This window comes from Lutibacter sp. (assembly GCF_030692605.1).
Taxonomy (GTDB): domain Bacteria; phylum Bacteroidota; class Bacteroidia; order Flavobacteriales; family Flavobacteriaceae; genus Lutibacter.
In genome coordinates this window covers 23,667-39,147 of the sequence record NZ_JAUYUD010000111.1, presented here as the reverse complement: position 1 = coordinate 39,147, position 15,481 = coordinate 23,667, and the positions used below count along the sequence as shown (strand labels likewise).

Annotated in this window: 10 protein-coding genes; 2 read left to right on the top strand and 8 right to left on the bottom strand. The window is 30.2% G+C overall.

The annotated features are described in order from the left end of the window. Positions 1–6: 6 nt before the first annotated feature. From Q8S45_RS11850 to Q8S45_RS11825, 6 genes are all read right to left on the bottom strand, one after another. The gene (locus tag Q8S45_RS11850) at positions 7–600 is read right to left on the bottom strand and encodes a Rid family hydrolase (RefSeq protein WP_305605021.1); all 594 of its coding nucleotides are present in this window, start codon (positions 598–600) and stop codon (positions 7–9) included. 84 nt (positions 601–684) lie between these two features. Next, on the bottom strand, positions 685–1,863 hold the full coding sequence (locus Q8S45_RS11845) for a hypothetical protein (protein WP_305605018.1): 1,179 nt from the start codon (positions 1,861–1,863) through the stop codon (positions 685–687). Between the two features lie 11 nt (positions 1,864–1,874). Then, a complete protein-coding gene (locus Q8S45_RS11840) occupies positions 1,875–3,911 on the bottom strand; it encodes a beta-propeller fold lactonase family protein (RefSeq protein WP_305605016.1) in 2,037 nt (678 codons plus the stop codon). Positions 3,912–3,916: 5 nt separating this feature from the next. Then, a complete protein-coding gene (locus Q8S45_RS11835) occupies positions 3,917–5,341 on the bottom strand; it encodes a hypothetical protein (RefSeq protein ID WP_305605013.1) in 1,425 nt (474 codons plus the stop codon). Between the two features lie 4 nt (positions 5,342–5,345). Continuing rightward, positions 5,346–7,049, bottom strand: a complete 1,704-nt coding sequence (locus tag Q8S45_RS11830) for a CRTAC1 family protein (protein ID WP_305605010.1) — start codon at positions 7,047–7,049, stop codon at positions 5,346–5,348. A gap of 445 nt (positions 7,050–7,494) precedes the next feature. Beyond that, entirely contained in the window at positions 7,495–8,403 is a 909-nt protein-coding gene (locus tag Q8S45_RS11825; RefSeq protein ID WP_305605007.1) for a hypothetical protein, read from the bottom strand. A gap of 260 nt (positions 8,404–8,663) precedes the next feature. On the opposite strand from Q8S45_RS11825, the gene Q8S45_RS11820 reads away from it, so the two are divergent. Beyond that, positions 8,664–9,935: a sensor histidine kinase KdpD gene (locus Q8S45_RS11820; protein WP_305605005.1), complete on the top strand. Its 1,272-nt coding sequence runs from the start codon at positions 8,664–8,666 to the stop codon at positions 9,933–9,935. Between the two features lie 3 nt (positions 9,936–9,938). Continuing rightward, complete coding sequence (locus Q8S45_RS11815; protein WP_305605002.1) at positions 9,939–10,625, top strand: response regulator transcription factor; 687 nt, start codon at positions 9,939–9,941, stop codon at positions 10,623–10,625. 114 nt (positions 10,626–10,739) lie between these two features. Here the strand turns inward: Q8S45_RS11815 and Q8S45_RS11810 are convergent, their stop codons facing one another. Continuing rightward, a complete protein-coding gene (locus Q8S45_RS11810; RefSeq protein ID WP_305604991.1) occupies positions 10,740–12,269 on the bottom strand; it encodes a RagB/SusD family nutrient uptake outer membrane protein in 1,530 nt (509 codons plus the stop codon). Positions 12,270–12,281: 12 nt separating this feature from the next. After that, positions 12,282–15,374: a SusC/RagA family TonB-linked outer membrane protein gene (locus Q8S45_RS11805; protein ID WP_305604988.1), complete on the bottom strand. Its 3,093-nt coding sequence runs from the start codon at positions 15,372–15,374 to the stop codon at positions 12,282–12,284. Positions 15,375–15,481 lie beyond the last annotated feature (107 nt).

Sequence of the window (15,481 nt, the reverse complement as noted above, 5' to 3'; positions counted from 1 at the left end):
TACGTTTTATTTTGATTTACAAATAGCATAAACTTCTATTTCAACAAGAAGGGTTTCCCAACATAATCGTGCTTGAATTCCTGTACTTGCAGGTAAAGGATTTAAGTTTAGCCATTGAAAAAATGTAGTACGAATTTTATTGAATTCTTCATAATCTCGTTCAATATCTCTCAAGTAGTTTGATGTCCTAACCACATCGTGCCACGACATATCTTCTGCCTCTAAAAGATTTGTAATATTCCGATAGGTTCTCCAAAGTTGTGCTTTAAAATCACCAATATGTTCTGGCTTTCCTTCTTCATTAACACTAGCTGTTCCAGATATTAACAACACCTTATAATCACCTAAATCTAAACGCAAAGCTCTTGAAAATGAAGATGGTTTTTGGTAGTCATAGGCCTCATTTATAATATGCGGTGCATGAACAACATGTTTTTCTATTGCTGGTCTTCCAATATGTATATCAGGGTAAACTGAATCTATTATTTTATTTGTATCAGATAAGATTCCTAATTTTTTCATTTCAATTTTTTCGCCATCAGTTAATTTAGATAAATCTATTAACACTTTTTTAGTATCACATGCTATTGCATTTTCCATAATTTCTATTATTTATATTGAATTTTTATTATTATTTAATTTTGCTTTATTTTTACTTTTTCAACCATACTTCAACTTATAAATCTACTGTTTCAATAGTTCTCCTCGGCTAATACCCTTTGATGTTGCCACCCAAATTATATCATCTTTAACATCAACTCCAATAATAAAACTATGTGAAATTGAAGATGAACTTGCTGTTTCTGTTATTTTCTCCTCCTTTGTTATAAAAACTTTTCCTTTAGAATTATTATCATTTCTTTTATAAGTAACCCAGTTTGTGCCATCGGTAGTACTCAATCCTTTATCTGTACAAAGAAAAACAACTCCTCTATATGCTTTTAAACTATTTATAAAATTGCTAGCTAAACCACTATCATGGTCAAAATAACCTTTCCATTTTACACCATCGTACCTACTTAGCCCAAAATAGGTTGATACCCACAAAAATCCATTTGACCATGATGTTCCTGTAGTAATATCATGTACAATCCCATCATCAGGAAAAAGGTCTATTTCCATATTACCATCGGGGTCATGATAATCTCTAAATGTTCTTGTTTTTTTTGTGTATTCTATAACACCTCCACCCCAAGCAGCAATAAAAATTTTACCATCTCCTTTACTAATACCATACGTCCAAGGTTCGTGCATTGGTGCATTTTTTTCGGTAAAAATTTGCCATTTTTTGGTATAGGTATCATACGCTCCAGCTCCACCTCCTGTGGCAACCCAAACATCTTTACCATCACAAACAACTGAATAAACCAAATCATTTGGCATACCACTATTAAGTTGTGTAAAATTTTCAAATTTACCAGCAGACCATCTTGATAAACCTCCTAAAGTTCCTAACCAAACATCACCCGTTAATTCGCTTACATCTATCGATATAACACCATTGTGAGCCAAACCATCTTCTTTGGTATAGGTTTTCCATTTCTTGTTTTCATAAACAGCTAAACCTCCGTGAGTTCCTACCAAAATTCGTTCTCCATCTATACGTACGCAATACGTTTTATCATCGGGAAGTCCATTTTCTGAAGTAAAACTTTCCCAATTTCCGAAAATTGGCATTGATTCGAAATTCTTTTCAAGATCCTTTTTGTTGTCAGCAACAGAAAAAGTCGTGTTATTTTCATTTACTTCATTTTTTACCAAATTATTGCTTGATTTTAGGTTATTAATCAAAAAATATCCAGCTCCTAAAAAAACAATAGTAAAAATAAAAATTATCAGGTATTTAAATGTTTTTTTTGTCATAATCATTTGAATTATTTAGATTTATAATGTGTTAATTGTGAATTTTTTGAATCATCTTTATTATATTTTGGTGCTCTTATTGATTTTAAATAATCAACCAATTCGTTTAATTCTATTTTTGATAAATCGTTAACTACACCATGTTTTTCATCTGTGCCATAAACTGTCCATATTTCTTCTAATGTTTTAGCCCGTCCATCGTGTAAATATGGTGGAGAAGCATCAATATTAATTAAATGTGGTGTGTCAAAAAGTGTTGAGTCATCAGATGTTCCTAAAGTGCTCACATCTGCTAACTTTAAGTTTGTGAAATAGGGAGCTGGATGACACGTCACACAGCGATTATTTTTTGGAATTAATGTGCCAAAATTATTCTTAGATCTTTCAAAAATTGCTTTACCTCTAAGCTGTGAATCGGTATGTTCTCCGGTTGGATTGTAAATTAAATTTGGAGGGTTTTTTATCCCAGTTCTAATATAAGCAACTAGCGCATCTAAATCGCTGTGACTAAACGCTTCTGTTCTTGTAAGAAAAGTTGAAAAACGTATTCCGTCTTGTTTATAAATACTATGATTTGTTCCTGTCCATTTATAAGGGCCTGTTTCGCTTATGTCGCGTAACGTCATTGTGTTTGTTAAATTTCGCCCCATACCAGCTCCTCCCATGTTATAAATAAGTCCATCTTCATGCGTATCTGGATGACATGTATAACATGCATATTGGTTTTGAAAAGTATGGCTCGCATTATTAAACAGGATACGTCCTCTTCGTGCTACAGTAATTTTTTTTGGCCCCTGCAAATCAATTGAATTTATAATCTCATAAGTTGCCGTATTAATCACTAATATTCTATCTTGAAGTTGTTCTGCAATAAATAATTTTTTACCATCAGCCGAAAGTGCTAAACCTTTTGGGTTTGCTCCTGTTTTTATTCTTTTCACAACATACTTACTACTTATTCCCAAATTATTCGAGTATTTTTTTAATAATTCAGGTGATGCTTTTGAAATTATCGCACGAACTGAATCAATACTTATTACTGAAATTACATCAACTCCTGAACTTGAAACAAATGCCTTTTTACCATCAGGAGTAATTACAATATCAAAAGGATCAGAATAAAATGAATTTGGTTCATCAATTAAGAACTGAACTACATTTCCTTCTCCTTTTTGGTCAATAATTCCAATACCATGATTCATCATCCAGCCTTGTTCAACTTGAATAGAAGGAATGTTATTTTTAGGTCTAATTAGCGTTGTAATTGCAAAGTCTCCCGAAGGTGTATATGCAATATTTTCAAGCATATATGCCGATTTAACATTTATCTTTTTTATTACAGATTGTTTGTTGATGTCAATTAGGGTAATATCGGATGAAATCAGTTCTCCGTAATTATCTATATTAGCTCGTCTTGCTGAAACTAGCAGATTCTTACCATTTGGTTCTATGGCAATTCCTGTTGGATTACTACCAGTAATTAATCTTTTAACCTCAATTTTTTTCGTCAGATCAATTACTGATAGATCGGAGCTAAAGGTATTTACAACATATAAAAAATTCCCATCAGGACTTAATGAAAGTTCTGCCGGACCATTACCCGTTTTTAATTTAAATAGTTCCTTTGATAATTTTAAATCTATAACAGACACAGAATCTTCCCACTGATTACTTACATAAGCAAATTGTTCATTTTTACTTAAAATTACACTATGCGGATGCTCTCCAACTTTAATTTTATTTAAAACTCTATTGTTTTCGGTATCTAAAATCATTAATAAGTCTGCATCTTGAGCAATAACATAAACTTTTTTGCTATCTTTTGAAACCACTAAATTAAAAGGAGAATAATAATCTTCGTTAATAAATTTTGTGATAAAACCATCATTTTGGTTGTATAAATGACAAGAAGTACATGATAAGGGATGGTCTTTAACAGCCGTTTCATAATTTACATGCGCTCTAGCCAACTGACGAACAGGGGAATAAATTATCAAAATAGCGATAAAAATTACACCAAAAATCATTAAAAAACTATACTTTTTCATACTTCTTAAAAGTCAACTTTAATCTGGTTATTTTCTTTTTTCTGAACAAAAATTGAAATTGGTTCCTTTCTTACCGCAAGTGGTTGTACATTCTCAGGTGATTGCTCCTTATCTTCGTGGCAACCAATACAACCTCTTCGTTCGTTTGGGCGTAAATATATCCAACCGCTTGGTCCTTTTACAATATTTCCGTTCTTATCAAGGGTTTTAATCCTAAATGGTGTATTAGCTGGAACTTTAATATAAAAAGAACCATCTTCTTCAACATCGATAACCTCTCTGTAATTCTTCATCCCTTCAATCTCCACTTTTTCAGCAATTGCAATAGACTGCTTATTCGCGATATCCTTTATATCTAAAAAATTGATGTTTTGAGAAACTAAAAGCCCGGTTTCATTTTTTAAAATAATCTCGCTTGGTAGCTTTTTTGGTCTTTCCTTTTTCAAAACAACTACCGCTTGTACCAAATTGTTTTTTTCATCTTTATAGATTTTATTTCCAAGTAATTTAGTGACCGGATTAAATTCATAAAGAGCAAACGTTTCCTTAGATGAAGTACGATAAGTCACAATAAATTTTTCATGTGTAATTGGATAAACCGAATTAAAATATCCCGAAATACCAGATGATAAATTTTCATAACTATGAAAAGGCCTGTTATAATTTATTGAAACAATACTTCCTTTGTTTTCACTATCAGATTCTATAAAAACAATTTTTTCTTCAGATGTTTCGATTCCAGAACTTACAATAGTTGCATTAAATTCACTTTTATAAAACAATTCTTCTTTTGTTCCATCGGGTCTTAAAACCACAAATATTGGCGCTTGATTTTCAGGGTAAATTTGACTCGAAATAGTTAATATTCTTCCATCCCTTAAAATTGATGAACCAAATTTTTGATTTGGGTTATATGTAATTTGCATTAAATCTGTACCATCTAATTTACAGGTAAAAAGAGCATAAAAATTGTCTTCAACATTTGTTGTTTTTCTTTTGCTAAATACCACTGTCCCGTTAGGTAAATAAGCTGGATCAAAACAATTTTCTGAAGAATTTGTTATTCCATTAATTTTTAAATTAGTTAAATTCATTTCCCAAATCTGCCAAACATCATTCTTATTTTTTTGACCAGAAAAAACCATTGATTCTCCATCAAAAGAAATAGAAGGAGCGCAAGCAGAGAAGAATTCTTCAGTCAGAATTTGAGCAAATCCACTTTGTTTTTCAGCATTAAAAGCTACAATTTTTGCATTTGAAAAATAGTTTAAATAATTTTGTATGTTTAAGCTGTTGCTTTCATGATTTTCAGCTAATTGTGTGCAAATAATTGTCCCTTCTTTTAAGCTATTATCACAAGATGAAAACACAAAAACAAACCCTATACATACTATAAGAATGAAAAATTTATTTAATCTATTAGGTATCATGTATTTATATTGGCTCTTTAATTGTTAAAATTTGATTAATCTTTACGTTTTTTAATAATTGTATTTTTCCGGAAGGCCATTTAATTTCAATACTTTCAACTGTTAGGTTCTTATTCAATCCGATGTGAACTCTTGGGTCATTTTGTGAAAGATAACCACTTGTACTAATTTTTTGCATTATGTAATTTTTTCCGCCACTTACAATTTTAATTCTAGATCCTATTCCATCTCTATTACTAGATTGACCAACTAAATTTAATGTTATCCAATTATTTAGATTCCCTTTGTTATTTCTTAAAAATTTTGCTTTATTATCTAAATTTGTAATAAAAATATCAATATCTCCATCATTGTCATAATCACCCATACATGCACCACGACCAACATTTTCTTCTTTAAAATAGCTTCCTCTTTCAACCGAAACATCACTGAATTTTCCATCTCCTAAATTTTCAAAAAGTTGATCTTCTTGCCCATATCGGTGTTTTAATTCTCCATTTGTTTTAAAAATATCTGCATCTCCGTCGTTGTCATAATCTAAAAATGAAGAAGACCAACCAATAAATTGACCAGCAGCTATCGAAATACCTGAAGCATATGAATTATCCTTAAAAACACCTTTTCCTAAATTTTCATATAGCGAACAATAATTGTCATCTGAAATAAACATATCTAACAATCCATCTTGATTGTAATCTGAAAAATCTATTGCCATACTAACTGTGGCCTCACCTGCTTGGCTAAATGCAGTACCTGACATTACACCTCTATCTGTAAATCCTTTACCTGCATTATTATGCCATAAATAATTAACTGTGTGATCATTAGCAACATAAATATCCATAAAACCATCATCGTCATAATCAGCCGCACCAACTCCCATTGCTCTTCCATCAATATCTACAATACCCATTTGTTTGGTAACATTTTTAAAAGATCCATCTCCGTTATTATGGTACAAAATATCTGGTTGACTGTTATAAGCAAGTGGTCCTGGAAAACCATCTGGAGCGTAGAAGTATTTATAATCGGGATTAAATTCTAGGTAATTTCCAACATATAAATCTAAAAGCCCATCATTGTCATAATCAAACCAAACTGCACCAACGCTACATTCGTTTTTTCCACCTCCAATTTTTGCGTTTTTAGTTACATTTTCAAATGTGCCATTTCCGTTGTTTTTGAACAAAGCGTTAATCCCATAATTACTGATAAAAATATCGGGATAACCATCATTATTATAATCACCAATTGTAGATCCTAAACTATACATTGGAATGTTTAACTTAGCTTTTTCAGTTACATCTTCGAAAGTGCCATTCTTCAAATTACGATAGAGTCTATTTACAGGTAAATTATCTGGTTTATCACCATCGCTAAATCCTTCAATCCAAGTGCCACTGCACATAAAAATATCTATAAAACCATCTTGATCAAAGTCAAGAAAGGCAGTCCCTCCGCCAACAGATTCGATAATATTATCCATCTCTTTAGAACCTATTGAATGAATAAAATTTAATCCAATTGACTGACCAATTTCTTGAAAGAATTCATTATTTGAATCTGGAACCGAAAGATTTAAATTTTCAGATGATGAAGCTGATTTATTACTAAAATTACATCCTAAAAACCCAGATGAAATTATTAAAATAAAAATAAATATTTTAATTTTACTCTTGTTATTAATACCCTTTTTTATAGAATACATTTGTTGTTATTTTTTCTATATTTTAGACAAATTTTTAACAATTTTAATTAAGTAGTGAAACAAAAATAAGAGAAAAAAATTCAAGAGGCTTGTTAAAATAAGGTTTTTAATGAGTATTAATAAGACATTAACCCTTCATTAATCTTTCATTATATTTTGAATGAAATTATTGAGAAAAAGGAGATAAAAATATAAAATTACTCCTTCAAAATTACCACAAATAAGTAGTTTTATGTTTTTATAATGTGGAATTTTAAAATCAAATTTACCTCAAGGTTCTTATTTATATCACTATAAATTCACAAGATTTTCATCATTTACAAAACCTTCATTTATTTATTTTTTATGATGAAAATAATATTGAGATATCCCTGTTAATTTGTGCTTTTATATATTCAAAATTACACAAAACAGGAAATTTGTGTCTTACTCAATAAAAAATATTTCATTCTTCAATTGGAATAAATATTTCAGCCCTCCATTCCAATTCATTTCCACCCATATATGGATTATTGTAAAAAATTTCTAGAGGCATATTCGTTAATTTAATATTATTTCTAAGAGCATGATCATAAACTGAAAACCATGCCCTGTCAGAAGTTCTATAATTTCCAAAATAGGTCGTGTTCAGTGCTTTTTTGGCAGTTATTTGTTTGAAAAATACCATTGGATGCTTTGGCAAATAGTTCATTTTTTCAACTGGAAAACAATAATTAAATTTAATATTTTTATTTACAATATCCCATGAAGTAACCTCAATAAATGGATTTCCAACCATTTTAATATTATTCTCGTTTAAAAAAACCATAACAGTACTGTTATTAGCAATCATTTCTTGAGCTTTGCCTTCTAAAGTACTTTCAACATTTACATAAGCACAAAAAATTTCAGGAATTTCGGATATTCCTCTAAATTTTACCTTGTGTTTATCTAGATGTTGTTCTAATCCACTTTTAAAACTAACAACTTTATTAATTGCAAATTGTTTTATTCCATTAGAAGTAAAAGGCAACATTATTCTATTAAGAATTGAATTTTTAGCATCAATAACTCCAACGGTCACTTTTGTTATTGAATCGTTAATCCCTTCAAAATCCCAATTGAAAACAATGGTGCTATCTTTGATTTTAAATTCTTGTTTTATGTTCGAAAACGCAATTTCTTTAATTATTTTTGACTCTATTAAATCAGATTTTATTAAATTTTCATTCCATTCTAATGCCCCATGAAAAATAGTTCCAGGTGAAGTTTTTTCTTTAAATGTAACTATATAATCATATTTTTTAACAAACAAATACCAAAGTATTAAAAGTGAAAATAGCAATACAATACCTAAAATTATTTTTTTCTTCATACTAGTCTAAACTTTTTTTATTTTTATAATACTTCACAAAAATATCCATTTGAAATTCAAAAACCGTATATTTTTCGGTTAAAATTATCAATTAAAAAACAAACAATAAATTGAAAATTGTACAATTTTGTCTAACTTTAACATTTATTTATTTATTTAAAATTTTTATTTATATTCGGCTGATAATCTATCGATTACGATTAAATTAAAATTTTAAAGTGTATTGTTTATTATTTAAAATTGACAAATAATTTATTAAATTGAATAAGAGAAATATATACATCCTCATATTTATAATTTCCATAGTTGGTTTAGGAATTATTCAATATCGTTATCTTAAAATTGGATTGAATTTAGCTGAAGCTCGTTTTAATGAAAATTTAGGGCAGTCTGCAAAAAAAATAAAATTTGATTTAACATCTCAAAACGATCTTACATTTCTTTTAGGCAAAGCAATTACCAACGATAGTACTTATTTTAAATCTAATATAGATAGTGTAAGAGATGCGTCCAGTTATTTTTTAAAAGATTTTATCGCATCCAGCTTGTTAGAAAACGGTATAAAAACAGATTTTTCTTATAAATTATTTGCACGAGATACGGCTCTATTTATCTATTCTTCAAATTACAATTCTGAAGTAAAAAAGGCTAAAAGATATCCCCTTCAACTTAATGGATATTTACCAAATTTAGTTGGCAAAACGTTAATTTTAGAATTGCAATTTAATAATATTAATGGCTATTTTTTGTATCAATTAAATAGTCTTTACATACCGAGTCTGCTTTTTTTAATTGCTATTATTTTAATTGTTATTTGGGTTTTAAGATCATTTTACTGGCAACAAAGCAATATTACAATGACCAATGAATTTATCAACAACCTTACTCACGAGTTAAAAACTCCTGTTTCTTCTATTAGCCTAGCTGTTAAAATACTTCAACAGCAAGACAATGAAGAAAACAACGTTTTACTTGAAATAATTAAAAGCCAAAATGAGCGACTTAAAGTTCATATTGATGATGTTCTAAAACTAGCCAGTTTAGATAAAAAAAATATATTTAAATTAACTCTTACTGATTATTTCCCACATCTAAAAAAACTTTGTGAGGAGTTTTTTTTGTTCTCAAAAATAGAAAACATTCAATTTAATTATACCTTAAAAGATGAAAAGTTACTAATACTTTGTGAACCTAAACATTTGAGTAACGCCATTAATAATATATTGGACAATGCAAAAAAATATAACAAAAACACACCCAAATTAATAAATTTAAATGCAGAAATTAAAAATAAAAAACTAGTTATTTCCGTTGAAGATAATGGCATTGGAATTGCTAAAAAAGATCAGCACCGTATTTTTAATAAATATTTCAGAGTTTCTTCTGGAGATTTATATACTGTAAAAGGCTATGGGCTTGGTTTAAGTTATGTGAAAAAAATTATTAAACTTCATAAAGGCAGTATAGAAATACATAGCTCTCTTAAATTTGGAACCATTATAACGTTTAAATTACCTCAAATTAATCAATAAATTATGACTGAATATAGATTACTTCTTGTTGAAGATGATGACTCTTTAGGTTATTTATTAAGTGAATATCTAAAACTTAAAAAATTTTCAGTTACCTGGGTAAAGAATGGAATTAACGCATTGGAAATTCTAAGAGAAAAAAAGTTTGATTTATGTTTGTTAGATGTTATGATGCCAGATATGGATGGGTTTTCATTAGCAAAAAAAATGAAGGAAAACAACATTAGAATTCCATTTCTTTTTCTAACAGCACGGTCACTGAAAATAGATGTATTAAAAGGATATTCATTAGGTGCTGTTGAATTTATAAAAAAACCAATTGATGAAGAAGAGTTAGTAGTAAGGCTAAATAGCTTATTAGGAATATTAACTAAAGACACCAAAGAAAGAAACGATTTTTACGAAATTGGAAATTATATTTATTGTTCCATAAGTTATGAATTACAATTTCAAAATGAAAAAAGACAGCTTACTATTAGGGAAGGTGATTTATTGCTATATTTATTGAAAAATAAAAATCATACATGCACACATAGCAATATTTTGAATACTTTTTGGAAAAAAGATGATTACTTTAATAGAAAAAGTCTCAATGTATTTATTACCCGTTTAAGAAAGTATTTAGCAAAAGATGAATCTATAAAAATTGAAAATATCCATAATCAAGGATTTAAATTAATTGCTCCTTAAAAAATTGATAATTAAAATTATATGGTGGGTGCATTCTAAACCAAATAATATTAAATAAAAAAGTAGGCAAATTGCCTACTTTTTTATTTAATATTATTTGGAATTAATTATAAATTAATATCCAGGATTTTGTACCATATTAGGATTTGTTGTACCAGGTAATGGAATTGGATTCAACAAATATTTTTTATCAGAAACATACGGTTTTAAAGCTCTTACCTGTAAGAAAGTTCCAAAACGAATCATATCATTTCTTCTCCATCCTTCCCACCAAAGTTCTCTTGCGCGAACTATATTTAAATCTGCTGTTGAAGCAACAACGGTTGCACTTTCATTAGGTAAAGTTCTTACCAATGCTTGTGCACCTGCATTATCCCCTTTTCTAGACATTGCTTCTGCTTTCATTAATAAAGCATCTGCATATCGTGCAACTACATAATCGTTATCAGCATTATCACCACCAGTATAATCAGGTACATATTTAACACCCCTAACTCCAGCGGTTTCTAAAGTATTACCTCCAGTAATTAATGTAAGTGCTTTTGTAAAAACCAAATTTTGATTAAGTCTATCTTTTAAAGCTGGTCCTACACCAGGTCCTCCTGGTCCATATTGCTGTCCAATATGAAACCCAACATTGTATCCACTATTCGCTGTAACAGATGGCACCATCGTTTTTATACGAACATCATTTGGGTTAAATTTATCATAATATTCACCCAATGTTGTAAAACCATTCCATCCTGATGGAGTTTGATTGTAATGTTGACCCATAAACCATCTAGAACGAATATTTCCTGAAGATGATCCTCCAATGTTTTGAGATACAAAAATTAACTCAGAAGATGTTTCAGAGTTCTTTGGAATAAAGTTATCCCAATAATTAGCTGCTAAAGTTTTACCAGTTATAGCATTAACATTAGAAATTACTTTATCCATTTTTGCAGCATCAAAAGTTGGGCTAGCTGCATCTCCTGCAAATACCCCATAATTAAGGTACAATTTGGCCAATAACCAATATGCAGCATTTTTGTTAGCTTTAGTTGGATTAATCGACGAAGGTAAAGCTGCTATAATTGATTCCAATTCAGCAATAACCCAATCAGTTGCATCTTTTCTCGTATAAACAAGCGCATCAGCGTTGGTATCACTTCCAATTTCTCTATAAGCAGCAGAGCCATAAAGATCAATAACGTGATAATAGTGTAGTGCTCTTAAAAACTTTGCTTCAGCAACTTGACCAGCTGTAGCAGTAGTTGAACCAATAACCAAATTGGCTGCGTTTATTAAACTATACAAGTCATTATATGTGTCTTTGTTAAATCCATGATTTGGATCCATTGTATGCGTATGTATTTTTCTCCACGCACCTGCATCGTCCCAGTCACCACCTCTAGTAGGTCCAACCATTCCGTCTCCAGCCATTTCATCCAAAGCCATTAAACGAGCTTGATCTTGATAAGCACCTCTCATAGCGGTATAAGCACTATTTAATAAGGTCGACGCATCTTCGCTAGAAACAGCGTAAGCACTAGCAGCGGATTCTAGTTCAACACCATCATACACCTTTTCTTCAAGGTTTGTACAAGCTGTAAACAAAATACCACTAAGGCATACTGTAAATATATATTTTGTTATTTTCATCTTTTTTTAATTTTAAAATTTAACGTTTAATCCAAAAGTGAATGATTTACTGTTAGGGTATCCTAAATAATCAATTCCTGCAGAAGGTACACCATTTGAGTTATATTTTGCAACAGATACTTCAGGATCAAATCCAGAGTAATCAGTAAATGTCAATAAATTTGATCCATTAAAAAATACGCGTAAACTATTAATATATTTGTAGTTTGCTGTATCAAAAGTATAGCCAATACCAAGCTCGCCTAATCTAAGGAAATCTCCTTTTTCAAGATATAACGATGATGGAGTAGCAACGTCACTAGCAGATTGTCCACTATTAACATAACTTATCGGCATATTTCTACCACCATTAAATGCACTCATATAAAAATATGCGTTAGCCGTATTATTATAAATATAGTGACCATATTGACCATACCAAGAAGTTGTGAAATCAAGTTTTTTGTATCTTAAACTTGTATTGAAACCAATATTAAAGTCTGGTAAACCTGATTTACCTGATAATACTTTTTCAGGAGCATCTGATAAATCTGTTATAGAACCATCGTTTCTAATATATTGAGACAACCCATTTGAATCAAAACCTGCCCATTCTTTAAGATAATAAGTAAATAAAGGTTCTCCTTCTTTAATTATTTGAGATTGAGCATTAGATAATCCTTGTCCATGTAAGTTCCCTGTGAATTCAATACGTTTGAAATTTTTCATTTCATTTTTTAAGAATGACATATTAGTACCAACAGAGAAATCTAAATCCTCAGAATCTATTACATCATAATTTACAGAGAATTCAAAACCTAAATTTTCCAAAGAACCATCCAAGTTAATAAATCTTCTAATTGACGCACCAGGTACTCCACCGGCTGGATCTGTAGGGAAAATTAAATCTTTGGTATCTTTTAGGAAGAAATCTAACGATCCTGTAACTTTATTATCTAAAACTGAATAATCTATCCCTGCACCATAAGAAGTGGTGGTTTCCCATTTCAACTTATTGTTTACGTTTGTTGTTGGGCTAAATCCACCATTATTGTATTGACCTACAAATAATGCAGAATTGTTGTCAAATTCTTGATTACCAGTGATTCCATAATTAACTCTTAGTTTTAAGTTATTCAAGTTTCCATCACCATTTTCAATAAATTTATATGCAGCTCCTATTGCTGGGAACGTGCCATATTTTTCGTCAGCACCTGGTCTTGTAGAACCATCTATTCTTAAAGAAGCCGTTACCAATAATTTATCATTAATTACAGATTCAAATCTTCCGAAGAATGATTGTAACTCATTTCTTGATCTAAATGAAGAAGTTCTAGTTTCAGTTGCCAATCCACCTTCAATATTATCAATTAAATTTGTTTGAGCTGGATTAAAATCTCTTGCTGATACGTAAAATCCTTCTACATTATAATCATAATAAGAATATCCTAATAACGCTTTGTATGAAAAATTATCAGATACCGTTTTATTGTAGGTGAAATAGTTTTCAAAAGTTTTATTAAATCTTGTCATAGCATTCATTGCAGCAAATCCGCCTAAATTATCATCTCCATTTGGGTTATTTCTATTGTAGTATCCTTGTAATTGGAATGTTGGCAGTAAAGCACTTGCTCTTTCAGATGTTGAATAGTCAACCCCAATAATCATATTAAAAGATAAATTATCAGATAATTTAACGGTTGGTGCAACACTTGCTAAAACTCTAGTTGTACTTGTTTTGTCAGTATAAGAATTTAAATAATCTTCAGGATTTAAATAGGTATCAGATACAACATTAATTGTTCCATTTGAATTACGTAATTCTCTTGTAGGATTCCAGTATAAACCAACACCTACAATATTACCAATAAAACCAGCATTATCTGTAGTGTTTTCAGCTTGATCTTCTATTTGAGATACAGAAACTTTTGTGTTTAGTGTTATTAACTCATCAAAAGCAGTTGTTTTATTGTCAAAATTTAGTGAATAACGTTGTAGGCCTGTATTTTTAACAATACCTTCAACATCTTGTACCCCTAAAGAGAGTCTATTTTGATTACCACCATTTCCGAAAGTTGCTCCCAAACTATAGTTTGTAGAAATTCCTGTTTGTAATAAAGTTTCTTTCCAATCGTAGCTTCTTCCACCAAAATCTTGACTTAAACCTAACTCAGAAACTTTAGAAGCGTACTGATCGCCGGTCATCATGTCAATATCACCTCTTAAACTTGCAAAACTGATATTACTATTAAAATCGTATTGTGCTGCTCCAGATTTACCACCTTTAGTAGTAATAATTACAACTCCATTTGCACCTCTAGAGCCATAAATAGCAGTTGAAGATGCATCTTTTAAAATAGTAATAGATTCAATATCGTCTTGATTAATAAAGTTAAGTGCACTTTTAGCAGAAGATGATCCAACACCACCAATGTCTGCACCACCTGCAGAAACACCACCACCAGCTAACGGAATACCATCAACAACAATTAAAGGCTCATTTCCTCCACGAATAGATGAATTTCCACGAATTCTAATATTTAAACCACCTCCTGGCTCACCATTAGTTTGTGAAACTTGCACCCCTGCAACTTTACCTCTTAAGGCTGAACCAGGATTAATAGAACTTACCGCAGTAAGATCCTTAGCGCTAATTGCATTAACAGCACCTGTTGCATCTTTTTTGGTAGTAGTACCATATCCTACAACAACTACTTCATCTAATTTATTAGCATCTTCTAGTAAAACTACATTAATTCTAGTTTGACCTCCAACGGTAACTTGTTTGGTAGAAAAACCAACAAAGCTAAATGATAACACTGCATTCGCAGGTACACCTTCTAATGAATAGTTCCCATCAAAATCAGATTGAGTTCCTTTAGAAGTTCCAACAATTATGATGTTAACACCTGGTAAGGGAACTCCATTTGCGTCCTTAACATTCCCTTGTACAGATGTTTGTTGTTCCGGAGCTAAATTTTCAGAATTTAAGCCCGTTGAATTCGATAAAATACTTGAATAACTATTTGAAAATGTTAAAACAAGTAAAATAATGGAAAGGCACATTTTTAAACCCCAATAAATAGGATTGCCTTTTCGAGAATTATTAGTAATGATTTTTTTCATATTTAATATGGTTATTTATTGATTAATTTTGGTAAATCACTTTGCGAATTTTAATATTTAAATATCATTTATCACAAAGATGATCGGTGATTTTTTAATAATTTTTT